Raw genomic sequence first — 25903 nt, 5'->3', positions numbered from 1 at the left:
TGGAAACTTTTCGCACCTACAGATTAAATGATGAAGGTTATTTCCAGATAATTAAGGAAGAACAGAAAGGAGAATCTGAGTTTTAATAAGTATATTTTTTGTGTAAAAAAGTAAATAAAGAGAAAATGACATGCACCAAAATACATAATAATATTATACTTTTTTAAATTGGAATATGGGTTTAAAAATAAGTCAAATGAAGTTTTAATGAACGGCACTGTATGGTTTACATAACCATCTGTTTAGCAATCACCTTCGGTCGTTCCTTGCTACGACAAATGGAAAGCGAAAAATTTATGTATTTTTAACCGTCTGTAAAAAAGTCCGATTAATAGGGGTCCAATCCAGCCTTCGTTAATTGCTAAGCGTTATTAAATATAACCGAACCAAAATTTTATAAAATGGACAGCATTAAATTAAACGACATTTTACGTCTTGAAGAGCTTAATAATGTTAAGATCCGTTTCAATTTGGTGTTTCGCCAAAACTGGAATCCGATAGAACTATTTAGAAATGCTGATGTATCAGCGATGCTGGAAGGGCAGTATTGGAATTACAGCAAACAAAAATCCTACAAAGTTGGAGACATAACCATTGGTCTGGTTAAAATAAAGCCGAATGAAGATCTGTGGTTGTTGTTTCATGTTGGAAAAGTGACAAAGGACCTGAACAAACTCAATGGTGTTGGTTACGAATTTGAGGACTTGCCTGAGTACAAAAAATATATCGGGCGTCTGATTGTCAAATTTAAGAACAAGGCTCAGGCGTTGATCCGCAAAGCAGAATCTGTGATGGACGAATGTTATGTTTCGCAGATTTTACCCGACACGTTTGACAACGACATCTTCCCGGGGTACGAGAAGGTGCATTTAACCTGGGAAGAATTGAAACGGGTTTTGGACAAGGACAACTGGAAAACAGCACTGCAAAATCAAAAAGGTGTTTACCTGATAACGGACAAATCAAATGGTAAAATGTATGTTGGCTCGGCGTACGGAGAAAATATGATTCTGGGCCGATGGAAATCGTATATAGAAACAGGGCACGGTGGTAATGCAGGTCTGAAACAACTCTCCTTCGAACACATACAACAGAATTTTTGCTACTCAATCCTTGACATTTACAAGTCAACAACTGACGACCAGATAATAATTGAAAGAGAGACCTGGTGGAAAGAAGTACTGCAAACCAGAAAATTTGGATATAATGAAAATTAGTAAAAGGCAGTGATACTATTTGAAAAAAGCCAGAATAAGGGGGTCAAACCCTTATACAAGGGTTCTATTCTTCAAGCGGCATAGTTTCCAATTTGCGCTTAAAAGTTTTGCAGGGAATTGCTATTTTTGCCAGCACTAATTTCCCAATGCCATGAATGACAAAAAGAAAATCCGGTCGGCCCTGATTTCGGTATTTTACAAAGACGGGCTGGAACCGGTTGTTCAGTACCTTAAAGAACTTGGTGTTACCATATATTCTACCGGAGGCACCCAGACCTATCTTCAGGAGCTTGGAGTACCTGTTACTGCGGTGGAGAATCTTACCGGGTATCCTTCCATCCTTGGAGGCAGGGTGAAAACACTGCATCCGAAAGTTTTCGGGGGCATACTGGCCCGGAGGAACAACGTTTCCGACCAGAGGGAGATGAGCGATTACCAGTTGCCTTACATTGACCTGGTGATTGTTGATTTGTATCCGTTTGAAGAGACTGTCCTTTCCGGTGCCGGTGAGGCAGAAATTATTGAAAAGATTGATATTGGCGGGATTTCGCTTATTCGGGCTGCCGCCAAGAATTTTCAGGATGTGCTGGTTGTTTCTTCACGCAGTCAGTATGGTGAACTGCTCGAAATTCTGCAAAACGGGGAGGGGGAAGTTACTCTGGAAGAGCGCAGGCGGTTTGCCATCAGGGCATTCGATGTAAGTTCCCATTATGATACCGCAATTTATCAGTATTTTTCAAAGGAACTTGAACTGCCTTCGTTCAAACAAAGTATTCCTCAGGGGGTTTCCCTTCGGTACGGGGAAAATCCTCATCAGAAAGGATATTTCTATGGGGATTTTGAAAGAATGTTCGAAAAGCTCAACGGAAAGGAAATTTCGCACAATAATCTGCTCGACATTGATGCGGCCGTGAATCTGATCAGCGATTTTGAAGAAACCTCGGTAGCCATTATCAAACACAACAATGCCTGTGGTTTTGCCAGCCGTACCGATCTGGTGCAGGCTTGGAAAGATGCTCTGGCCGGAGATCCTGTGTCAGCCTTTGGCGGGGTGATTATTGCCAACCGGCGCATCGATAGCCTGACGGCTTCAGAAATTGACAAGATCTTTTTCGAAGTGATCATAGCTCCTTCGTATGATGAGGAGGCACTTGCCATCCTGCGGCAGAAAAAGAACCGGATCATTCTGGCCATGAAAAGTATTCTCCTGCAGGACGTGCAGTTCAGAACCGTGCTGAACGGAGTGCTGGTGCAGGACAGGGATAAGCACATTGAAACCCGGGAAGATTTGAAATACGTTACAGAAAAGAAGCCAACGGATGATCAGATTACGGATCTTCTGTTTGCCAACAAGCTGGTGAAGCATACCAAGTCGAATGCCATTGTGCTGGCCAAAAACAGGCAGATGCTGGCCTGCGGGGTGGGCCAGACGTCGCGGGTTGATGCCCTGCGGCAGGCCATTGCAAAGGCCCGTTCTTTCGGTTTCGACCTGAAAGGGGCTGTGATGGCTTCCGATGCCTTCTTCCCGTTTGCCGATTCGGTTGAAATTGCCCATGAGGCAGGCATTACTGCTGTCATTCAGCCGGGCGGGTCGGTGCGCGATAAGGATTCTATTGACTTCTGCAATGCCCATGGGCTGGCAATGATTTTTACAGGTTACCGGCATTTTAAACACTAATTTATCTTCCTGTGAACCAGAAAACATCAAAATTTTATTAACATTACAGCCAAATTGAGCCAATATGAGTTTTCTTTCCTTATTTCAGGAGATTGCGATAGACCTGGGAACGGCGAATACCATTATAATTCACAACGACAAAATAGTTGTTGACGAGCCGAGTATTGTTGCCATTGATCAGACCACCGGAAAGCTGATTGCCATCGGTGAGAAAGCCCGTCAGATGCACGGCAAGACGCATGAGAATATCAAAACCATACGTCCGTTGAAAGACGGGGTTATTGCCGACTTCAATGCCGCCGAACTGATGATCAGGGGCATGATTAAGATGATCAACCCCCGTCAGCGTTTGTTTACCCCCTCTCTCAGGATGGTGGTATCCATTCCCTCAGGAAGTACCGAAGTAGAAGTGCGTGCCGTGCGTGACTCGTCGGAACATGCCGGAGGCCGCGATGTTTACATGATCTATGAACCGATGGCCGCCGCCCTTGGAATAGGACTTGATGTGGAAGCTCCTGAAGGCAGCATGGTGGTGGATATCGGTGGAGGAACTACGGAAATTGCCGTAATTGCTCTGGGAGGAATTGTCTGCAACGAATCCATCCGGATTGCCGGTGACGGATTTACGGCCGACATACAGACCTACATGCGCCACCAGCATAATATCAAAATCGGCGAGCGTACAGCCGAAGATATCAAGATCAATGTCGGGTCAGCCCTTCCAGACCTCGATAATCCGCCTCCTGATTTTGTGGTGCGGGGGCCCAACCTGATGACGGCTATGCCCATTGAAATCCCCATCTCTTACCAGGAAATAGCCCATTGCCTCGATAAGTCGCTCTCCAAGGTCGAGTCGGCTATTATTTCGGTGCTGGAAAGAACACCTCCGGAACTCTATGCCGATATTGTAAGCAAGGGCATCTATCTGGCCGGGGGAGGTGCATTACTGCGCGGTCTTGACAAACGTCTTACCGATAAAATCAATATTCCGTTCCATGTTGCCGAAGATCCTCTGCATGCTGTGGCCCGTGGCTCGGGTATTGCCCTCAAAAACCTGGAACGTTTCTCTGCTTTTCTGATGCGATAAACCGCTATATTATGTTCTGAAAGAATGAGAGAGCTTTTCCTGATACTCAAACGCTTTTCGCAGGTATTTCTCTTTATTTTGTTTGAGTCGGCAGCTCTTGTAATTCTCTTCCAGAAAAATGATTATCACCGGCCTCTGGCAGTGAATGCACTGCAGAGGATGTCCTTTCGGTATTATTCCAGGGTGAACAGACTCCGCGAATATTTTGCATTGCGCGAAACCAACCGCCAGCTGGCGGAAGAAAATGCCAGACTGCGCAGTATGCTGCGAAGTGCCTTCCGTGAACCGGGCCGAGGGTTCATCCCGATGGCTGATTCGGGAAGCCTGCGCCAGTATGAATACATGCACGCAAGGGTTGTGAGCAATTCCGTTACCAGCCAGTACAATTATCTTACGCTCGACAAGGGAAGTGACGATGGAGTAGCACCTGATATGGCGGTAGCCACCGACAGGGGCGTTGTGGGGATCGTTGTATCGGTTTCCCCCCACTTTTCCCTGGTCATTTCGTTGCTGAACCGCGACCTGAAGGTGAGCGGAAGGCTTAAGGGCAGCCGCGAACCGGGTACGGTTGAATGGCCCGGACGTTCTTATAAAAAGGTGGTGCTGAAAGATATTCCTCACGATACCCGCATCATGCCGGGAGATACTGTGGTTACAAGCGGCCTTTCTTCCATTTTTCCTGAAAAGCTGTGGATAGGATTTGTTGAAAAATACCGGATTGAAGGAGGGAGCTTTTACTCGGTTGATGTATTGCTGGCCAATGATTTCAGAAAACTGCAATGGGTTTACATCATCAGGAACCGCTTGCGCAACGAACAACTTCAACTTGAATCATCTTTCGGGCGATGACACGAAACATCCTTTCATACGGCTTTGCGTTTATTCTGCTGGTTCTCGTTCAGGTATGGATTCTCAACAATATCCAGTTGAGCGGGTATATCAATCCGTACCTTTATATCATGTTCCTTTTGATTCTTCCTTTTGGCACTTCCTTCTGGCTGTTGATTCCCGCAGGTTTTCTGCTGGGTATTACGGTTGATATGTTCATGCATACGCCGGGCCTGCATGCTGCGGCCGCCGTTTTTGCCGCTTTTGTCAGGCCGGGTGTTCTTTCCCTTATTGCTCCGGGCGACGGATACGACAGCAGTCAGCGGCCCCATATAACCAACATGGGCATCGGCTGGTACCTGAGGTATGTTATCATTATGGTGCTGCTCCATCATGCCGTGCTCTTTTATCTGGAAGTTTTCCGGCTGACGGACTTTTTTTACACCCTGGCCCGGGTTCTGTTAAGTTCCCTGTTTACTGTGCTTCTGATAGTAATAACCGATACATTGGTTTACCGTAAATAATTATGGATCCGTTCAGCAACAGGAAGAAGTTTATTGTCATTCTTGCAGCGGCCGGATTCCTTGCCCTGTTCGGTAAACTGTTCTACATACAGATAATTGACAGTTCCTACAAGGTATCGGCTGAGAGCAACAGCCAGCGGATAGTAACCCGTTATCCTGCCCGCGGCTTGATTTACGACCGGGCAGGAAGGCTGATTGTCTCCAATCAGGCGGCGTATGACGTGCTGGTAAATCCGTCCCAGTTGCAGGCATTTGATACAGCGGCTTTATGCAATATGCTGGGAATCACGGTAGATGGGGCAAAACGCGCTATTGACAGTGCCTTTCGGTTTTCCCGCTACCAGCCATCGGAATTTGTACGGCAGATTTCCGTTCAGGAGTATGCGGTGCTTCAGGAACAGCTCTATAAGTTTCCCGGATTCTTCGTTCAGCCGCGAACCCTCCGTAAATACCATACCTCCGGTTCAGCCCATCTGCTGGGGTATGTGGGTGAAGTTGACAAATCCATAATTAAGAAGGACCCTTACTACAGGATGGGAGACTATATAGGCATCAGTGGAATAGAGAGGGCTTATGAAGAAGACCTTCGCGGCAGGAAAGGGCAGGAAGTTTTGCTGGTAGATGTGCACGGACGTGTGAAGGGTTCGTTTGCCGACGGGAAATTTGACCGTGAGGCGGTAGTGGGAGAAGATCTGTATGCTACTATTGATCTTGCCCTTCAGGAATATGGCGAAAAACTTATGCAGAACATGCGGGGCAGTATTGTGGCCATTGAGCCGCAGACAGGTGAGATCCTCGCTTTGGTTTCATCGCCGGGATATGATCCGGCCCTTCTGGTCGGAAGAGCCCGTGCCGGGAACTATGCCCGGCTGGCGAAAGATACACTTAAGCCACTTTTTAACCGGGCCCTTATGGCCAAATACCCTCCCGGTTCGACGTTTAAAATCATGAATGCTCTGATAGGGCTTCAGGAGGGTGTAATAAGCCAGCAAACCGAATTTGGCTGTAATATGGGGATACAGATAGGAGGGATGTTCAAACGGTGCCACAGTCATGCCTCGCCGCTTGCCCTGCGCGGAGCCATCCAGAACAGCTGCAATTCGTACTTCTTTTTGACGTTCCGGAATATCATCGAGAACCGGAATTACAAAAATTCGACCGAAGCTTATAATGCCTGGCGGAGGTATGTAACCTCGTTCGGATTTGGAAATGTTCTGGGGAGTGACCTTCCCAATGAGCTGGGCGGATTTGTGCCGGCTGAGGACTATTATAACCGGTATTACGGGAAAAACCGATGGAATGCCTATACCATCATTTCGCTGGGAATTGGTCAGGGAGAACTGGGTATTACGCCCCTGCAGATGGCAAATTATGCGGCCATCATTGCCAACCGGGGATTTTACGTCATTCCGCACAGTGTTAAGGCAATTGAAAACAAATCATTGAACAGGAAGTTCAGGGAAAGGCACTATGTAGCCATTGATTCATCCCTGTTCGGGCCTATAATTGACGGGATGCAGGGGGCTGTTAATGGCCCGGGTACAGGCACAGCACTGATTGCCAGGCTTCCTGATATCATCATTTGCGGGAAAACAGGTACTGCCCAGAATCCCCATGGAGCCGACCATTCCATATTTATTGCCTTTGCGCCCAGGGACAATCCGAAGATTGCCCTTTCGGTGTACGTTGAAAACGGCGGGTTTGGAGCAACCTATGCAGCTCCCGTTGCAAGCCTTATGATTGAGAAATTTCTTACTGATACCATTACCCGCCCCTGGCTTGAACAGCATGTATTAAACGCAAATCTTCTTTACTACAATGCCCCAAAGAGGAAAAATATGGTCGAAGATTGACTGGCTCACAGCAGCCATTTATCTGATCCTTCTGATAATAGGATGGCTGAATGTTTATGCGGCCGTGTACACCGAGAGCTACCATCCCCTGTTTGACCTTTCCACCCGGTACACCCGTCAGTTTCTGTTTATCCTGCTGGCTTTGTTCCTTGCCTTCTCGGCCGTTATGATTGAGGTCAACTTTTATACGTTTTTTGCCTACGTCATTTACGGGCTGGGGATGCTGGCACTTGCCGGTGTTCTGGTAGCCGGAAAGGAAATCAACAACGCCCGGTCGTGGTATTCGTTCGGATGGTTTAACATCCAGCCTTCGGAATTCGCCAAACTTGCGGTATGTTTTGGTTTGGCTAAGTTTTACAGCACCTTTAACCTGAAGCCCGATACGCTGAAGACAACACTGATTGCCGGAGCTTTGATCCTCCTTCCGATGCTCCTGATCCTTATGCAGCCCGATACCGGATCGGCAATAGTGTTTCTGGCATTCCTCATTCCCATGTACCGTGAAGGTATGCCTCCGTTCATACTGATCATTGGCATTCTGGCGGGAATGCTCTTTTTCCTGGCCCTGGTTCTGGATAAGCTGACCATTATATTGCTTCTGGCCCTCCTCTCGGCTGCCGGTTATTACTTCTGGCAGAAAAAATGGAGAGAAGTTGTTGCTGGCTTGTTTATCCCTGTTGTATTCTGGATCATCATTAGCCTGATCAACCGAATCGGACACCTGGGGATTTCTTCCTTCCTGCAATGGACTGTAAGCCTTGCGGCCGGACTGGTAGTAATTGCCTTTCTTGCCTTTCGCTACCGGCTCAGAAAAGTCTTTGTGGTTCTTGGTATCCTCGTTGCCTCCATCCTGTTTACCTTCTCGGTGGAGTATGTTTTCGACCATTTTCTGAATACCTACCAGAAGCAGCGTGTCCGCATTATGCTGAACCTTGAGCAGGACCCTCAGGGGGTAGGGTATAATCAGAACCAGTCAAAAATAGCTATTGGGTCGGGTGGATTTTTCGGGAAAGGTTTCCTTAAGGGTACGCAAAACAAAGGGGAGTTTGTTCCCGAGCAGAGTACCGATTTTATTTTCTGCACCATAGGGGAAGAGTGGGGCTTTCTGGGATCACTAATAGTGCTTGGTTTGTATGCAGTGCTGATTTTTCGTCTTTTTCAGATGGCCGAGAAGCAGAGGTCGCGTTTCGGGCGTTTCTTCGGATATAGCGTTGCCTCGGTGTTCCTGTTGCATGTTATTGTAAATATAGGAATGGCTATAGGCCTGCTTCCTGTGATAGGAATACCCCTTCCCTTTATCAGCTATGGGGGATCTTCGCTCTGGGCATTTACCATGATGTTGTTTATTTTCCTTCGTCTGGATGCCAGCCGTCTGGAGATGCTGCGCTGAGGCTGGTCAGGCGCGGTTTTCTTTTGGGGAGATAATCCCTACCGAAAAGTTGTTTTCCACATAATTGATCAGATCGGGGAAGAATTCGAAAAACTCGTCGGCAATCTGGTCGCTTTGTGTGCGCAACAGGTTCATGGCAAAATCGGTTTCATCGGGCAATGAGGTTTTCATGCTCATTCCCCGCAGGACCCGCTCAATGCCCGGGAGGGTGCTGTAGGCCATCAGCCAGTCGTTTTTCAGCAGGGAAGTGATAAAACCCTGCATTCCCCTGGGCAACTGATTGAACCGGGATTCGACCAGGTAATAGAAGCGTTCTGTGTACCAGGTAAGCTCTTCCGGATAAAACTTGTTCCAGTTTACCGCAAGAATGTGATCGTACAGAATATCGACGATGACGCCGGCATATTTATGGTAGGCATTGGCAAAGCGCAATTTGCTGCGGCGCACCACCGGATGGCTGTCGGTGAAAAAATCAATGGCACGGTGCAAGAGGATACCTTTCCTTACTTCGCTGGAGTAATGGTTATAGTCGGCTCCTTTAACGTAATCCCCGATAAAGTTTCCGAATTTTACGTCATCCGAATCACCCGATAAGTATATGTGCGCCAGAAAGTTCACCTGTGGCTTTTATTAAAATACGCAAAAATCATACCGTAATTAACAAAGGTAACATAGTCTGTTTATTTATTAAACTGCTTTTTTCTTTTTTACGTTGCGTTCCATAATATGTTTCTTAACATGAAGGAGATATTGTCAAGTTTTATTGTGAACGCCTATTTTTGACGACTGTTCAAAAGTGCTAAACATATGAAGGCAAGAAATGTAATCATTATTGGAGCCGCAGGCCGCGATTTTCATAATTTCAATGTATTGTTCCGCGATCATGAGGCATACAGGGTCAAAGCGTTTACGGCAGCCCAGATTCCCGATATTGACGGGCGCAAATATCCTGCTGAGCTGGCAGGGAAACTCTACCCGGAAGGAATTCCGATTTACCATGAGTCGGAACTTCCCGAACTGATCAAGAAACTCGATGTTGATGTATGTCTTTTTTCATACAGTGATGTGCCCTATACAAGAGTTATGTCGCTGGGTGCAATTGTCAATGCAGCCGGCGCTGATTTTGTGCTGGCCGGATGGAAAGAAACCATGCTGCCTTCCTCCAAACCTGTTATTGCGGTTGGAGCGGTAAGGACAGGGTGCGGAAAGAGCCAGACTTCCCGCAAGGTTATTGAGATTCTGATGAAAAAGGGATTGCGGGTTGTGGCAGTGCGGCATCCTATGCCTTACGGCAATCTGGCAGAGCAGAAGGTGCAGCGTTTTTCCTTGCTGGAAGACCTTGAAAAGCATCATTGCACCGTGGAGGAAATGGAAGAATATGAACCGCATATCATCAGGGGGAATGTTATTTATGCCGGTGTGGATTATGAAGCTATTCTGCGTGCGGCTGAAAATGACCCGCAGGGATGTGATGTTGTGCTCTGGGACGGAGGGAATAATGACTTCCCCTTTTACAGGCCCGATCTGATGATTACTGTGGCTGATCCCCTGCGTGCCGGCCATGAGGTATTGTATTATCCGGGCGAAGTAACATTGCGGATTGCCGATGTTGTGGTAATCAACAAGATCGACACCGCTGATCATCAGGATGTGCTTACTGTGCGCAGAAACATAGAAAAGCTGAATCCACGGGCGGTTGTGGTGGACGGTGCTTCGCCCATCCGGGTTGATCATCCGGAGATGATCAGAGGAAAGCGTGTTCTGGTGATCGAGGACGGGCCAACCCTGACGCACGGTGAAATGAAAATTGGCGCCGGAGTGGTAGCCGCCAGGCGTTTCGGTGCTGCCGAACTGGTTGATCCAAGGCCTTACATCGTTGGCAAGCTCAAAGAAACCTTTGCTACCTACCCCGGCATAGGAACCCTGCTTCCCGCCATGGGATACGGGAAACAACAGCTTGCTGATCTGGAAGCTACCATCAATAAAACCGATTGTGACAGCGTTGTTATCGCAACTCCGATTGATCTGAACCGGATTATTAAGATAAAGAAGCCCAGTACACGGGTTTACTACGACTTACAGGAAATCGGCAAACCCGATCTGGAAGAAGTCATCACAGAGTTTCTTACCCGGAAAGGACTTTTAAAGTGAGAGGTTTTCACTGATTTGCGGGAAGGTGCCAGGCAAAAAGGCACTTTCCCTGCAATTTTACAACCTCTTTTTCAGGAGCTTTGATAATTCTTCGAATCCCGGTTTCCCCAGCAGGGCAAACATGTTTTTCTTGTAGGCTTCCACTCCCGGCTGATCAAACGGGTTGACACCCTGCAGGTAACCGCTGATTCCGCAGGCAATTTCAAAAAAGTAAATCAGCTCGCCGACAGAAGCCTCATTGAGGGCGGGGATGGAGATACGGATATTGGGGACTCCGCCGTCAACGTGAGCGAGCAGGGTGCCGAGCTCGGCCATTTTGTTTACCTGGTCGATGCGTTTGCCGCTGATGTAATTCAGTTCGTCAAGGTTTGTCTCGTCGCGGGGTATGAAAAGTGTTTTCCCGGGATTCTCCACTGTTATAACCGATTCAAATATCGTGCGCATGCCTTCCTGCACGTATTGCCCCATGGAATGGAGGTCGGTTGTGTAATTTACGCTGGCGGGGAAAATTCCTGTATTGTCTTTTCCTTCGCTCTCTCCGTAGAGCTGTTTCCACCATTCGGCAAACCAGACGAGTTTATGATGGAAGCTGGCCAGGATTTCAATGGTTTTGCCATGCCGGTACAAGGTATTCCGTGTGGCGGCATACAAAGCGGAGGGATTGTTCTCAAAGGCTGTATCGGGCGAAGTGGCCTTTTCCATGAGGCGTGCCCCGTTTACCAGGGCATCAACATCATGCCCGGCAACTGCCAGGGGAAGCAGTCCCACCGGCGTGAGGACCGAATACCTTCCTCCCACATCGTCAGGAATGACAAAGGTTTTGTAGCCCTGGGAATCGGCCAGCTGCTTCAGCGCTCCTCTGCGTGCATCGGTAATGGCAACAATGCGGCGTGCAGCAGCTTCTTTTCCCGCCTTCTTTTCCAGATGCTCTCTGAGAATGCGGAAGGCAATGGCAGGTTCGGTTGTAGTGCCTGATTTGGAAATAACCGCAATCGCGTATGACTTGTCTTCCAGAATTTCAAGAAGTTCGGCCATGTAGTCCTCACTGATGTTTTGCCCGGCATAAACCAGACGCGGAAAACCGGTTTTTTTCAGCCAGGGTTGAAACGAATGGGAGAGGGCTTCATCAACAGCACGGGTGCCAAGATACGATCCGCCGATCCCGGTTACTACCAGAATTTCAGCTTCGTTACGAAGTATATGGGCTGATTCTTTGATTTCCTGCAAATGCTTGTCGGTAATGGAAGAGGGAAGGTGCACCCATCCCAGAAAATCGTTTCCTTTGCCGGTTTTGTCGTACAGTGCTTTCAGCGCTTTCAGTGCTTCGTTGCTGCGGCTGAAAACAAGACGTTCCGGCACATAGTCAAAAACCTTGCTGATGTCAATCTTCAGTGTTGTTGTCATATGGCGTGAATTTTACAAATACAAAGGTAGGAAATTCATCCTGATTCGAACAGCCGTGGAGCCCTTCGCGTCAGTAAAGCATGCGGGCGCGAATGGTATGTTTAACCGCTTTCAGTTCCTTCAGAATGGTGTCATCAATCTCACTGTCCGTATCGATAATGGCATAGCCAACATAGGCATCCGTCTGAAGGTACTGGGCGGCAATATTTATGCCATGGGATGTGAAAACGTGGTTAATTTCCTGCATAACTCCGGGCAGGTTCCGGTGGATATGGAGGAACCGTTGTTTGTTTCCGTTGGGGGGGAGGGAGATTTCGACGAAATTAACTGCACCGATGGTGGAACCGGTATCGCTGTATTTAACCAGTTTTTCGGCCACTTCGGTGCCGATGTTGGCCTGGGCTTCGGCGGTGCTTCCTCCGATGTGGGGTGTGATAATGGTATTGGGGAAGTGTTGCAGTTCGCACCGGAAGGGTTCTTCCTCCGAGGAAGGTTCTTCAGGGAAGACGTCTGCGGCGGCGCCCAGAAGATGGCCTGATTCAAGGGCTTTTGCCACTGCCTTGTAATCCACCACATCGCCCCGGGAGGCATTGATCAGGTAACTGCCTTTTTTCATGCGGGCTATCTGAGGGGCGCTGATCATTTTATGGGTCAGTTCGGTAGAAGGCACATGGAGGGTGACAATGTCGGCCTGGGCGAGAAGTTCATCGAGTGATGCAACCGGACGGGCATTTCCCAGGCTGAGTTTTTTCTCAATATCGTAGTAAATAATGTTCATTCCCAGAGCTTCGGCCAGTATAGAAACCTGAGAGCCTATGTGTCCGTATCCGATGATTCCCAGTGTCTTTCCCCGTATTTCGTAACTGTGTTTTGCACTTTTTACCCATTTCCCCTGGCGGGCCAGGTGGTTTTTTTCAGGAATTCTCCTGATCAGCATAATGGCTTCGGCAATCACCATCTCGGCCACTGAACGGGTATTGGAAAAGGGAGCATTAAATACCGGAATGCCGGCAAGGCGGGCGGCCTGAAGATCAACCTGATTGGTGCCGATGCTGAAACAGCCGATGGTAATAAGTTTGCGGGCTTCGGCAATGATGTCGGCGGTGAGCTGGGTACGGCTCCGAATGCCGATAATATGTACATTGCGGATTTTTTCCCTGAGTTCCTCTTCTGACAGGGCCGTTTTAAGCCAGGTTACATTGGAATAACCCGCATTCTGAAAACAATGAACGGCATTTTCGTGAATTCCTTCCAGCAGAAGGACTTTAATTTTGGACTTGTCGAGTGAATATTTATGCATTCAGTATGATAGTTTTTGCAAAGTTTACCCGGCGAATTTACAAAAATATGCCATGCAGTGGTTCATATAATCTGTTTTTTTACTTTGTTAGTATTGTTCAGGATTTTAAAATGATTATTGATAATGCATTTGGGTTTAAGGTACCCAGTTTCTGGTTATTATAAAACCGTTTAAGTTGTGTTTTTAACATTTTAAAGTGATTTTCAGAAATTTAATAACAGACAATTTTCCGGGAATGCCTCATAAAGAAATCACCTTCTTTACGGAAAAAGCGTAAAGAAGGTGATATTAAAAATCTTGAATAAACTGCCCCTAAAATCAATGTTTGATTATCAGCTTTTGCTGAAATTTTGCTTTCCTGGTGCGCAATTCAACGAGATAAATGCCCTCCGCAAGATATCCTGTTGGGATTGTAAAGCGCCTGGAATATTTAATATCTGAATATATCTGCAATCCGAAAGAATTTGAGATGGTAACCTCGTAGTATTCTGAACGGAGGAATTCTGAATATATGGAATCTGGCTGGGCTAATGTTTCTGCCGAATACATACCCTCATTGCCGATCTGGACATCAACACTTTCGTTTGCAGGGTTGGGTTTAAGCGTAAAGCCGTAATTTTGAGAAGATACATAGACTCCAATACCTCTGGGAGTGCTTGTTCCACATTCATTATGCGCCTGGGCGAGTACGAATCTCTCCTGAGGTGCAGGCATCGGTGGTTATATCAATGCTTTCCTTGGTGAACAGTTCGCAGGGCCCCGGATGAGGGGTGGAAGACAGGTATTCATAAGCTGTAATTCCCGCCGGAATAACCCATTTATAATCATTCACATTTTTGGAACTGTTTGGAAAAATCATTTTGGGTATGCTCAATGTCGTTCTCGGAGGGGTAACTCCATATACCCAGGTGATACTATCATTGATGGCGGGATAAAGAAACGGGTCGGGTGGAAAGTTGTTTAATGAGAGAATTGTTACTTCTAAAGGTGATAAAGATCCGCACTCTGTACCCGCAAACGTCACAGTAATTTTGCCTTTCGGCATTTGTTTATTAATGTTATCAAATGCAACATTTTGCCATTTAACTGTTACTTCAGTTAAATTTGAATTGTTAATTTCGGGTACCCAGTATCCATTGCTGTTTAGTATATACCCATTTTCAATTTTCCAATTAATCAAACATGTGTTGTTTTTGCGAGAAATTGAATAAATATAATAACTGTATTGAACATAATCATCAAGAGTTGGACAACACTCTGTGGGTTTGTTAATCCATGTCTGACTCTTACCTGAATATGAAAAAATTAGAAATTCTATTATGGTAATCAAAAGTATAAGCTGTGAACCTGGCTGAAACCTTTCTTTTGACAATTTATTCATAAAAAACTGAGATTAAAAATTTAACAAAATGTTTACTGTACATAAGGGTACAATCCCGATCTTTAGACTGTTGTTAAAAGGTTCAAGATACTTTCTTTTAATGACTGATCCATCCAAAAAATGTTCTTCTTCAACACCCCAGAATCTGTTTAATCTGTATTGAAAAGGCAATTTTGCTTCTGTTTCAAGCCTGAGGTTGGGACTTAACTGAAAAAGTATTCGGCATGAGGGATAAAATGAAAAGAACTGAGTTTGATTGTGTTGGTTAAACCATACCAAGTATGCTCTTTCTCCTTCTACCCCGGAAGCATAATTTTTTGCTCTCAGATTAAAAGCCTCTATTTTATACCCTATTCCAGCGCCGCAGGCAAAAGAAAACCTTTTCAACGTCCTTAGAAAATAATATCCAACATTGATACCGGTAATAACACGTTTTCTGAAAAATTCAGTTGCCCAAATAGCCTCATCGCTTTCATGCTGATGGTTAAAATAGAGATCAGTTTCAACAACCAGCTCTCTGTTGTTATTGAGCATTCTTTGATAGATTATTGTAAAAGGGGAGAAAGTATCTCTTTTTGCAAGATTTTCCCATAGAGGAACTGTGTTAATACCAATATAGTTTTTCCCGGTTGGAGCATTTTGAGCCCGAAGGTACCAACACCCTGCTCCGGACAAAAGAACAATAAAAAGAATCAATTTTTTCATAAATAAAAGATTTAGAAAGATTTATGATTAATGATATACTGAACTAACTGAACCCGTACTTATAGTTTTAATATGGCGGGCTTCGTTTTGATTCCGATGTATGATTCCGGCATTTACCCGTGATTCTTGGTATTGCCTGGGTCATGTTCTCTGCTCCGGTATTTTCCTTTTTTTTATAAGGGAATAAAATGCCTGCCACCTATTAGTTCCTTCCGGAGTGGATTTGTGACAAAAAATGATGGTAAAATCTTCAACAAAATATCAACAGCAAGCGCCTGATTGAGCATTTCTGCCAAGCCCATTTTTAAAATTTTATTTACCCCAATTACATCAGAAAAATTCTAATTCAGTGCGATGAAGAAGAATAAACCCAACTTTGCGCAGCAAAACCTGCTCAAAGTGACCTGCGGGCCGCTTTCACTTTGTTTTAGCGGGGTTTGCCCGGATGCCAGCGTAAAAGACGAACACACTGCGCATTAGTTCGTTTTCACTTCCAATGCGCAATCCGGTTATAAATAATTACCTTTACAAGAACGACAAAAGATACGTTATGGAAAAAGAGGTGCATCCGGTAGAGGTTTTTGCAGGAACGTCTGCGCAGGCTACCATTGTTAAAAGCATTCTGGAAAGTGCCGGCATTTATTGTTTTCTGAAAGATGATATAATGGGTACCCTCTTTCCATGGTACACTTCTGCCGGTGGAGCCGGCGCCGTGAAAGTTTTTGTATCAGACGCTGATTTTGAGGAAGCAAAAGCCATTGTGGAAGAATATGAGAAGAACATTCAGTAACTTTTATAAATCTGACCGCTGATCTGCAAAAAGCAGAATGAAATTTTTGTCCCTGCGGGATTCTGCAATGAACATTCCCTGCAGGTGTAAAGGAAAATCTAATTACCGATAATATTTTTCATCGGTATTCTCAAAAACCTGGCCCGGTAATTTTCAGCATTCCTGTAAACATCCCTCACGTGGAATGAGTTGACGCAGTATGAAACCAGCAGTTTGTCGTTCCTTATGTATTGAGGGTGTGCCAGAGCATTATAAACAAAAATTCTTCCGGTGGTATCCTGTCCGGGTTCAGGAGGACGATACTGGAATTTTTTATTGGTAAACACTCCTGTTGGCGTATCGGCTGTGTAGGTGTAAATATCCGTTCCCGCACGCTCCATGGTTAGCAGGACGTATTTATTGCGGTATTTAAAGATGCTGAATTGTTCCGAAACGGAGATATCGGTTTCAACAGGAGCCGAAACTGCAATACTGGTATCCCAACCTGAACCGTTGAAGAATTCCCAGTTTTTATACAATACCTTGCTGTTCAGAGGAACCCTTGCCACATGAATCCTGGAAAAGTGCGGTTCATTTTTTGTGCCGTAAATGTAAACGTACCCATTGTCAATCATCACGCAGTTGCCGAAATCAATCGGGTATTTCCTGTAATCATATTCCACTTTATGGGTTGCAAGATGAACAAAGCCGGGGAGTTTGTATGACAGCAGGTCAATTTCTGCAATTCTGAACGCAAACATTTCCGCCGCCATTTTGTCCATTTCATCTTTTTCTTCTTCTGATTTTGCTGAAGTTTTAATTGCGGAGGGGTCATTATAAAGGCTCAGGGCAAATACAAACAGAGTGTCTCCTCTTGTAAATCCATGGCCGGGCCAGTACCAACGGTAAATCGAGTCGTTTTCCAAACGGGGAGGCACCATAAGAGTCTGTGGTTCTGACAGGGTTCCTCCGATAATTGCCTTTGCCCCGTCCATGTTTTTGTCGATGAGGTTAAAGGCATTTCTCAGCATCGGTGTTTTCGGATCAATGCCGCCGTTCATCAGTTTGCCCACAAAACAATCACCAACAAAAAACACAGAGGATCCATCCGGCAGGGGTACGGAGAAAATACCGTCGGCACATAATATTCCTCCGGAATCAGCGTAAAACATAGAAGAAAATTCTTTGTCGGGTTGTACTGTTACCTCTCCCCGCTGGCAGGAAGCAAAAAAGACAACTGAAAAGATGATAAGAAATTTCCCTGAGGTTTTTATGGCCATAAGAACGTGTTTCATAATTGAAATGTTGATGGGGTAATGAAAGGGTGAAGAGCAAGGCGGCAGGGTGGTAAAATTATTCAACTAACTGATACTTAATTTTAACAAACCTGGGATGATAAATGGTTGCATCCTTCTGGATATCTTCCCAGAAATTCAGGGTAATGGTATTATAACTTACCAGAAGTTCGCCGGGTTTGGAGAGATGATAATGAGCCTTTGCGTTATAAGTGAGGAGGCCCTTTTCCTTGTATTCGGGGCAGGTATAGACTTCCTTTGTGTCTCCGAAAGGGCCTGCAGGGCTTTTCCCAACAGCGATACCGATTTTCTCTGATATTCCAAGAATGGTAAAGGTGAGGAAGTATCTTCCATCCTCTGTCGGGGTCACGCTGAGTTCGTTCGAAACGCCGTCAGTTATTGGGGCAACAGAATGTATATTTTTACCCCAGTCAGATCCGTTCCAGAAAGTCCAGTGGTCAACATCCTCAAATTCTTCCGGCCTCACCCTTGCTGCCAGAAGAGATTTTTTGCCTTCGGCTATGCCATAAATATATACGTAGCCATCCGGGCAGGGAGCTTTTGCTTTTTCTGTATTTACCAGAATTCCGCTTCCGAAGTATATTCTTCCCAGGGCAGGGTGGACAAATCCGAGGCCGGTGGGTATCTGCTGATAATCTGTTATGCCTTCGGGGGTGGGATTTTTGATTTTAAGAATGGTTACATTGGTGGCTTCAAAGTCAAAAACTCCCGGTCCTGTTTTGTGCACATGGTAGGCAAAAAGGTATAGTGTGTTGTTTTTTTCCTGGTTGATAAACCCGTCTCCCAGCCAGAAATATTCTCCCGGTTTGCTGTTTATGTTATCCGGAACAAAGAAGGCTACAGGTTTTCCGGAACGGTCCCTGTTGTATTCAAATACGATGGCTGATGTGTCGGGTGTAAATCCCTTCATCCAGGCCAATGAATTGTTTACCATCACATTGCAGGGCAGGGGGACCCGGTTGACAACTTCGCCTACATACGTATCGCTGAAGATGAAAAGCGTTTTCTTGCCGGCGATTTCCTGTTCTTCCACACCGTCGAGGGGAATGGAAAAAATACCATCCGCCCCGAACCAGCCTGAGGTTCTTTCCATCAGGGCAGTCCATTCAGGAGCCGGTTCTGCACTAAATTGAAAAGGAACATCACTTGGCTCTGAGCAATGCCTTTCCGCAACCGTTTTCTGCCGGCAACTGCCTGCAGCCAGACTGCAAGCCAGAAATATCCAAACGGGCATTGTGTAATTCATGATTTTTCTTTTTGGTATTGCCTCAATTGTCTTCATCAGATAATCAAAGCCAATGTTCAGGATTTTACTTTGGCAATATATCAGTACGTTAACGTTACAGGTTCTTTTTTCTTTTTTGATGGTCTGAGGGGATCTTAAAAAACGAATGTTTTAAAATATCCTCTGTAACACAGCGGCTGCAATTATTCCCTGACGTACCGGGCAATCACGTCTTTCCAGAGCAGATATCCTTTTCCGTTCAGATGCAGTCCATCCAGGCTGTATTCCCTGTTCAGCTTATTGTTTTCCGTCTTGAAAGCACTAAAAAGATCGATGTAAGGGAGTGAAAATTCCCGGGCCAGTTTTTCCAGCCCTTCATTTATCAGGATGATGTCGGTATTTTTACGGTTGGTGTGGATAGCATCATCGGTTGGGAGAACGCTCTGAATATAAATCTTTGTGCGGGGTGATTCCTGACGAATCCGTGTGATAATTTTCCGGTAATTGGCAATAATGTAATCTACCGTTTTACCAAAGGCGAGATCATTGGTTCCGATCATCAGAAAAATTTTGGCGGGCTGGCCGGAGGTAATGTCGCTGAGCCTTTCGAGGATTCCCTCGGTATCATCCCCTCCGATTCCTCTGTTCTTTATATGCGGATTGCCAAAAAGTTCAGCCCATTCGCAATTGTCGGTAATGCTGTTGCCCAGAAAAATTATGTCTTTCTTTGATTTGGGCAAGGTTTCAAAATGTTCTTTTTTGTGATAGTAATAAGCTTTCAGGGCTTTATTCCATTCTTCCATGTCTTTGGCAAACTTTTCCTCAGCGCTCAGCTGGGTGGTATCTTTTACCTGCATTGGAGCAAAGGAAGCAGCAGAAAGAATATCTGGTTCATTTGCATTTCCAGGGAATGATCCTGTTATGAACAGGAATATAAAAGCGGTAACAAGGACTGTTTTTTTCATGGTGTCTGGTGTTAAATCAATATGAAATGATTTTTCTGGTTTCAGAACCCCATTTTCCCTCGAGCCGGACAATAAAAAAGCGGGAGGGCGACATGGGAACCGGAACAAACGTGTCGCCTGAAATGTAAACCTGCATCAGTTTTCGTCCATCAGAGCTGTAGACTGACAAAACGGAAGGGGAAGGAACATCTGTTATATGAAGGGAGTGGGTAAAGGGTGAATAGGAAATTCTCCCCTGTTCCTTCACCTGAATGTTGTCAGCTAAGCTCGGATAAACATCATGCAGGGACAAGGTGTCAGGGATGACAGCAGAAGCCGCATTTTCGACATCAAGCCAGTAAAAACGGGCGCGGTAATTTCTTGTGTCATTGTAAATGGAAAAGAAATCAGAAGTGTTTACATTAAAGGAAATCAGTATTTTCCCGTCGTTAGTAAACTGTGGATGGGCGAAGAGATTATAGCTGAACAGGTTGGGATAGGGTTTAATAACCGCGAACAGGGTTTCTTTACCGCCCGAGGAAGCTCTGTTCCAGGGGCCTGTTATTTTATCCGCTTCCAGGATGTAAAGTTTTCCCACCAGCCATATTTCATGCATTATCAGGTAGAAGGTACCATTTTTTTCATATACGTAAAAGGATTCACTCATGGGCCTGTCTCCCAGAGGCCGGGCGTTCCGGCAGTCTCCTGACCAGGTATCGGAACCTGTATAAAATTCCCATGGTTCATCCACGCTTTGCCTTACTCGTGCCATATAAAGCAGAGGCCATGTCATTCCGCTGGAGGTAGTGTCTTTCACACCGAATATGTAAGTATATTCACCGCTTCTGATGATGCAGGCGCCAAAACGCATGGTCGTGTCGGTTAGGGAAGGAATTTTTTTTGTGGTAATGTATGCCAGTCCGGGGTATTTGTAATATGCAATGCAGGTTGTTCCTACCTTGAAATTAAAGCCCGGATTATTGTTGTTAAAATAGGTTACTCTGACGGCAAATACCTTCAGGGTATCGTTTTCAATTACCGCGTGCTCTGGCCAGAAAAAGGCATTGCCGTCAGCCGGAATAAAAGAGGAGGGGTTTGCCAGAGTGCCCTGGTAATAGGCGGTCAGTGAAGATGCATCTTCCAGAACAACCGAATTGTTGATCATATGTGAGCGTGACGGATTTATGCTGAAGGTGCCGGTTTTTTCCCCTATAAAGCTGTCGCCAAAAAGCCACAGAGTTTTTCCGTCAGGCAGGGGCAGGGAAATGGTAGCGTCAGAAGCACACCATCCGTTTTCTACCTGATTGAATTTGTCGAACCGTTCCTGGGCAAGAGTCAGGGCATACTGGGCTGAAATGGCGGGTCCGAAGGCTATGGTGATAGCTACGGCCCCCGGAGAGATCAGATAAAACCGATGGAGAGTAAAATGTGTATGTTTCATTCCGGTTTTGTGCTTGCGATGATTAAAATTTTTCCCTGATCATTCTGGGTTTTCCGTTATCCAGTACAAGGGTATAATAGGTATTTTTATACAGAACGTGGTACAATTTTCCGCTCAGTTTCAGAGGACCGTGAGTCTGCAAAGCTTCCCCGCCAATTTGTGGATAGAATCCGAAGAAATCCTTCAGAACGACCTGTGAAAGGGAAACCCCGCCCGAGGATTCCCTGTTATGCCAGCCTCGTTCGGCAATCCGGACTTTGGCATGACTGGTTTTTTTGTTTTCTCCCCAAAGTTCATGCGCCTGAGCCCAGATTCCTTCATAGGTAACGGGCTCAATGGCATGGTAGAAGTCAAGGGCTTTCTGAGGATAACCCATCTGCGTGAGGGCATCCATCGTTTCAGCCGGCCAGCCATCGTAGGCTCCCAGAGGGCCATGGTCAGGCCTGTCAGATTGTGCGGCGGCAACATCGTCTACCGACTGGGCCCTCATCCAATGATCAGCCATCAGTTCACGGTAAAGAAAATCAATCATTTCCTTTCTGATATTCTCAGGGACATCATTCGGAATGTATTTGCCAATGAAGAAGAAATCGAGGCAATGCCGTACTTCAATCTTTTTACCGTTTGGATACAGGCTGTACCAGACCCCGTTTCCTGCATAGAGTTTGAGGATACGCTGAATCATGTCAGAGGCCAAGGTGTCCATCTCGGCAGCTTTTTCCCGGTTTCCAAGCTTTTCATATATTCTGGCCATTTCGCGCATCATCCATGCATATCCTGCATTGAATGAAGGGACGATATGTTTATATGTAGGAACGCATTCCAGAAGATTCCATTCATCATCGCCAAAATCGGCCAGTTTATATACGTCATCTGTACAACCTTCCTGTCCGTACAATGATATTTTTTTCCAGTTCAGGGCATACTCTTCAAGGTGCCCGAGGACTGTCTTTCCGTTGATGGTATCCTGCAGGAACCCTTCATCGCCTGTTACGGCAATATAATCGCGGATCATCTGGAAAAGCGCCCAGTAATTGGCCGAATAGCCGTTTCCGACGCCCTTGCCTCCGAAATTGTCTTTCCCGTAATATTTGCTCGGGTCGATCTTTATCCAGGAAGAAAGGTGTTCTTTCATCATTACGGGGTCGACAACGGCCCAGAGTGTTGACCATAGGGTGATATCCCAGAAAAAGGTTATCGAGGCGCCCCACCGGGGTCCGCCGGTAAGAAAAACTTTTTTATGCTGGGGCAGGTTTGTATTTATAAGGTACAGCATGGTCAGTGGACCAGCATAGTAAACCTTTTTTACTTTCTGGTCGTTGGTTTCAAGTACAGGGAAACATCCTGAAATCAGAGGATTATTGGGTCGGAAAATCATATTCCATTTTTCTTCCCACGCTTTCTGAACGCTGTTAAATGAAGATTCAAAGTCGGCAGTCCATTCATTCAGATTTTTCTGCAGTGATTTTTCATCATCTCCGTATGTCATTACGTACCGGATGATTTTTGTTTCACCCGGAGCCAGGGTCCAGTTCCAGGAAGCTGTACCTCCGCTGTTTCTGGCAATGAGTTTATCGGGCGCTGTTACCAGTCTGAAAGCTGTTTTTGCCTCTGTTTCACGATCATAAACATAAATGTCATTATTTATGTTTTGGGCATGGTACTTCTTTGCATTCAGGATTTCTTCATCTGTGGGCCATTTCAGCATAGCTTTCACAAGGGCTGGTTTTCCGTTTACCAGTTCCCACTGATAGCCTTCTTTCTGATGAACCGCTTCACCCAGATGTTTTCTCACATTTTCCACTTCCTCATCGCGTTTGGTAACGCTGCCGTCCATTTTGGGATAAGGGTACCACCATTGCCAGTCACCTCCGTACTTGCTGATAAAACCGATAAGGTCAAGATCCACTTGTACGTTTTTGGGTTCACTGGTTGAATTTTTCATCTCAATCTGCCACATAATGCCGTCTTTGTCAAACAGCATTCTGGTGGAACTCATCAGGTCGATGCCGTCAAATTGTCCTTTTCGTAAAGCCTGGTAAGGTTGCCAGCGGAAGGCATTCACCCTGGGTGTTTTTCCGTTAATCCGCAAAGTGCCTGTATGATACCCTCCGGAATAGGGGGCTGAAACAAACCAGCTAATTGAGGCTAAGTCTCTGTTGACAAGCGCCTGACCACGGAAGTTCCTGATGGAAGGTTCCATTTCTGCCGTGTCGGTAGATACCCATAGGCCTGAAAGATCTTCGAGCGAAGGAATGTTTTTGTATACATCTTCTTTTGGCGCTTTTCCGGTACATGCTGCCACCATTGCTAAAATAGCTGCAGAAAGGAATAAGGTGCGATACTGCATGGCTGATGGTTTATTAAGTTAATTGAAAATTGCAGGCATATAGTTCTGAATTATTGAAGTTGCTGAAGGGCAAAGGCATAAGCTCCGAGTGCTATGGCCCGGCTGGCACCAAGCTTTGACAAACCTATCCCAACTCTGGCTCTTTCGTCATAGGTAACGATACGATTGCTATAAGGCACCTTCAGTTCCCGGATGTTTCCCATGGCAAATTCGTTGAAGATGCTTTCATCTTCCAGGTTGTATACCTTTACATCAAGCCTTTTTGCAGGAGTTCCGTCCCAGCGTTTGTACGGCCGGTTAATTTCACTGAACATGGCAGGAGCAAACAACTGCCAGGCTCCTGTAATTCCTCCTCCGATAACTACAATTCCGTCGATCAGCGTGAGGATGTTGGCTATGGAACTTCCCAGCGCTTCTCCGAACTGACGATAGGCTTCAATGGCTGCTTCTTTGTTTCCGGGCAACTTTCCCGTGGCGATTTCAAAAATGTCTTTTGGAGTGATTCTGCCGGAAAAAGGCTGACCGGAAGCCTGGGCATAAACCCGTTGCAGGGCGCGGGTACTTACGCTCTCTTCTGCGTTCCAGTCGGGATTGAATTTATTGAGGGTATTATGGATACCTGTGTCGTTTGAGTTGTCACCAATCAACAGGATATTATTGATAACCACCCCGCATCCAAAACCTGTTCCAAGCGTCAGGCCAATCAGATTATGAAATTGTTTTATACCTCTTCTGCTCAGAATTCTGGCATTCAATTCCGGCAGGAAACCACATAGAGCTTCTCCGTAGGCAAAGAGATTGCCGTCGTTGTTGATGAAAACCGGTAGGTGAAACAGGTCTTCCACCATGGGACCAAGGGCAACCCCGTTAGTAAATGCCTTAAAGTTAGGAAGGTCGCCAATAATTCCTTTTTTGTAATCCGCCGGTCCGGGGAATGCAAAACTGATAGCTGTGGCTTTTCCGGGAATGCGCTGTTCCACTTCTCTGAATCCCTTGATGATGGTTTTCAGGCAGGCATCAAGATCTTCTGAAGGAGTAGGAAAGGTAAATGGTCCTGCAATTTCGCGACCACCCTGCAGAGCAGAAAAAACCAAGTTTGTGCCGCCTGCATCCAGTGTCAGAACAATTCTGTTGTCATTGAAGATATCGGTCATAGCATAACAATTTATCTGTTATTGGTTAGTTGCAGGTTTCTGGCGTAATAAATAATAGGTTGCAAACAGTGTGTAAAGTGTGCAGAAAATAAGAACGTAAATGCTTGAGGTTACACCATATTTTTCGGTCAGTATGCCGGCTATCGGAGGAATAACTGCTCCACCGCTGACCGCCAGAATGACAAGGCCCGAAATTTCATTAGCGTAGGCCGGTTTACGCTCTACCGTAAGGGCAAATACCAGCGGGAAGATATTGGAAAAACCCAGCCCTGTGATAAATATAAGAATCCAGGTAAACCGGAGCGTTGGAGAAGCCAGAATGCCCAACAACCCGGCAGGGGTAACCAGCGTACTGGTGATAAGAAATATCTTTGTATTGACCTTTCTCAGGAGGATAGAGCCGAGTAACCGGCCGGCCATAAGGGAGGCAAAATAAATACTGATTCCCAGGCTTGCTGTTTCAAGGCTTATGCTGTACCTGGTTTTAAGATAATTGGCGATATTGGAGTTCATGGAAACATCAAATCCAACCTGGAAGAAAATGCTCAGAACCATAATGAGTACAAAAGGATTTTTGAGAATTTGTACAACGGTTTTGAGCGAAGCCGGTTCTTTTTCCGGCCGGGATTCTTCAATTTTTATTGAGTATAACCAGAAAGCTGAGAGGAATGATATGACGGCATATAGCGGGAATACCAGCCTCCAGTTTCCGGTATATTTAGCCAGGCCGGCTACTATCACAGGACCGAGCATGGAGGCTATGGCTTTGATAAACTGCGACAAACTTAAATTTGCTGCCTTGGTTTCATCGGAAGAGTAGTCCAGTAGTAAGGGGTTGGCCGAAACCTGAAGAATCGTGTTTCCGATACCGATAATCATAAACCCGATCACAGCGGTAAAGTAGGAATAATAAATCAGAGGCGGGATCATCCCGAGGCCGGTTATCATCATGGCAAGAATAACGGTAAATTTTTTCCCTTTCCTGTCCTGAAAAATGCCGGTAGGTATGGAAAATAAGGCAAACCATATAAAGACAATGCTGGGCAGAAGCTGGGCAACACTGTCAGAAAGCCCAAAATCGCGTTTAACATATCCCGTGGCAACACCAACAAGATCAACAAATCCCATGACATAAAACGACATGAAGATTGGGAGCATGTACCTGAGTGACCGGTTACTTTTCATA

General features: G+C 45.8%; 22 protein-coding genes. 9 read left to right on the top strand and 13 right to left on the bottom strand.

Annotated features, from left to right (window positions below):
- The first annotated feature begins 401 nt into the window (after positions 1-401).
- The 7 genes from GX419_11885 (at position 402) to rodA (ending at position 8577) form a co-directional block, all read left to right on the top strand.
- Complete coding sequence (locus GX419_11885) at positions 402-1217, top strand: GIY-YIG nuclease family protein (GenBank protein NLI25395.1); 816 nt, start codon at positions 402-404, stop codon at positions 1215-1217.
- Positions 1218-1368: 151 nt separating this feature from the next.
- A complete protein-coding gene (gene purH, locus GX419_11880; protein NLI25394.1) occupies positions 1369-2895 on the top strand; it encodes a bifunctional phosphoribosylaminoimidazolecarboxamide formyltransferase/IMP cyclohydrolase in 1527 nt (508 codons plus the stop codon).
- 64 nt (positions 2896-2959) lie between these two features.
- Entirely contained in the window at positions 2960-3982 is a 1023-nt protein-coding gene (locus GX419_11875) for a rod shape-determining protein (protein NLI25393.1), read from the top strand.
- 24 nt (positions 3983-4006) lie between these two features.
- The gene (gene mreC, locus GX419_11870; GenBank protein ID NLI25392.1) at positions 4007-4831 is read left to right on the top strand and encodes a rod shape-determining protein MreC; all 825 of its coding nucleotides are present in this window, start codon (positions 4007-4009) and stop codon (positions 4829-4831) included.
- On the top strand, positions 4828-5334 hold the full coding sequence (locus GX419_11865; GenBank protein NLI25391.1) for a rod shape-determining protein MreD: 507 nt from the start codon (positions 4828-4830) through the stop codon (positions 5332-5334). Before mreC ends, GX419_11865 begins: the two co-directional genes overlap by 4 nt.
- 2 nt (positions 5335-5336) lie before the next feature.
- Positions 5337-7187: a penicillin-binding protein 2 gene (gene mrdA, locus GX419_11860; GenBank protein NLI25390.1), complete on the top strand. Its 1851-nt coding sequence runs from the start codon at positions 5337-5339 to the stop codon at positions 7185-7187.
- Positions 7153-8577, top strand: a complete 1425-nt coding sequence (rodA, locus tag GX419_11855) for a rod shape-determining protein RodA (protein ID NLI25389.1) — start codon at positions 7153-7155, stop codon at positions 8575-8577. Before mrdA ends, rodA begins: the two co-directional genes overlap by 35 nt.
- 6 nt (positions 8578-8583) lie before the next feature.
- Here rodA and GX419_11850 read toward each other — a convergent pair whose 3' ends face one another.
- On the bottom strand, positions 8584-9195 hold the full coding sequence (locus tag GX419_11850; GenBank protein NLI25388.1) for a DUF479 domain-containing protein: 612 nt from the start codon (positions 9193-9195) through the stop codon (positions 8584-8586).
- Between the two features lie 189 nt (positions 9196-9384).
- Here GX419_11850 and GX419_11845 point away from each other — a divergent pair, with 189 nt between their 5' ends.
- A complete protein-coding gene (locus tag GX419_11845) occupies positions 9385-10728 on the top strand; it encodes a GTPase (GenBank protein NLI25387.1) in 1344 nt (447 codons plus the stop codon).
- Between the two features lie 57 nt (positions 10729-10785).
- Here the strand turns inward: GX419_11845 and GX419_11840 are convergent, their stop codons facing one another.
- The 5 genes from GX419_11840 to GX419_11820 all read right to left on the bottom strand — a co-directional run bounded on the left by GX419_11840 (position 10786) and on the right by GX419_11820 (position 15518).
- Positions 10786-12132, bottom strand: a complete 1347-nt coding sequence (locus GX419_11840; protein ID NLI25386.1) for a glucose-6-phosphate isomerase — start codon at positions 12130-12132, stop codon at positions 10786-10788.
- Positions 12133-12202: 70 nt separating this feature from the next.
- A complete protein-coding gene (gene serA, locus GX419_11835) occupies positions 12203-13432 on the bottom strand; it encodes a phosphoglycerate dehydrogenase (protein ID NLI25385.1) in 1230 nt (409 codons plus the stop codon).
- A gap of 318 nt (positions 13433-13750) precedes the next feature.
- Positions 13751-14146, bottom strand: a complete 396-nt coding sequence (locus tag GX419_11830; protein ID NLI25384.1) for a T9SS type A sorting domain-containing protein — start codon at positions 14144-14146, stop codon at positions 13751-13753.
- The gene (locus GX419_11825) at positions 14103-14813 is read right to left on the bottom strand and encodes a hypothetical protein (protein NLI25383.1); all 711 of its coding nucleotides are present in this window, start codon (positions 14811-14813) and stop codon (positions 14103-14105) included. Before GX419_11825 ends, GX419_11830 begins: the two co-directional genes overlap by 44 nt.
- A 12-nt stretch (positions 14814-14825) precedes the next feature.
- Positions 14826-15518, bottom strand: coding sequence for a hypothetical protein (locus GX419_11820; GenBank protein ID NLI25382.1), 693 nt, complete (start codon positions 15516-15518; stop codon positions 14826-14828).
- A gap of 550 nt (positions 15519-16068) precedes the next feature.
- Here GX419_11820 and GX419_11815 point away from each other — a divergent pair.
- Complete coding sequence (locus GX419_11815; GenBank protein NLI25381.1) at positions 16069-16308, top strand: DUF2007 domain-containing protein; 240 nt, start codon at positions 16069-16071, stop codon at positions 16306-16308.
- A gap of 98 nt (positions 16309-16406) precedes the next feature.
- On the opposite strand, the gene GX419_11810 is transcribed toward GX419_11815, so the two are convergent.
- The 7 genes from GX419_11810 to GX419_11780 all read right to left on the bottom strand — a co-directional run bounded on the left by GX419_11810 (position 16407) and on the right by GX419_11780 (position 25902).
- Entirely contained in the window at positions 16407-17582 is a 1176-nt protein-coding gene (locus GX419_11810; GenBank protein NLI25380.1) for a DUF4185 domain-containing protein, read from the bottom strand.
- A gap of 58 nt (positions 17583-17640) precedes the next feature.
- Entirely contained in the window at positions 17641-18849 is a 1209-nt protein-coding gene (locus tag GX419_11805) for a DUF4185 domain-containing protein (protein ID NLI25379.1), read from the bottom strand.
- Positions 18850-19031: 182 nt separating this feature from the next.
- Positions 19032-19793 (bottom strand): hypothetical protein, encoded by a 762-nt coding sequence (locus GX419_11800; protein NLI25378.1) that lies wholly within the window; start codon positions 19791-19793, stop codon positions 19032-19034.
- Positions 19794-19809: 16 nt separating this feature from the next.
- Positions 19810-21213 carry a hypothetical protein gene (locus GX419_11795; protein ID NLI25377.1) on the bottom strand — a complete coding sequence of 468 codons (1404 nt, stop codon included), beginning with the start codon at positions 21211-21213 and terminating at the stop codon, positions 19810-19812.
- A 22-nt stretch (positions 21214-21235) separates the two neighbouring features.
- Positions 21236-23563, bottom strand: coding sequence for a hypothetical protein (locus GX419_11790; protein ID NLI25376.1), 2328 nt, complete (start codon positions 23561-23563; stop codon positions 21236-21238).
- 50 nt (positions 23564-23613) lie between these two features.
- Entirely contained in the window at positions 23614-24717 is a 1104-nt protein-coding gene (locus GX419_11785) for an ROK family protein (protein NLI25375.1), read from the bottom strand.
- An 18-nt stretch (positions 24718-24735) separates the two neighbouring features.
- Positions 24736-25902, bottom strand: coding sequence for a sugar MFS transporter (locus GX419_11780; protein ID NLI25374.1), 1167 nt, complete (start codon positions 25900-25902; stop codon positions 24736-24738).
- Position 25903: the final 1 nt, after the last annotated feature.

Source organism: Bacteroidales bacterium (assembly GCA_012517825.1).
GTDB lineage: Bacteria > Bacteroidota > Bacteroidia > Bacteroidales > JAAYUG01 > JAAYUG01.
This window is presented reverse-complemented; position numbering and strand designations above follow the sequence as displayed.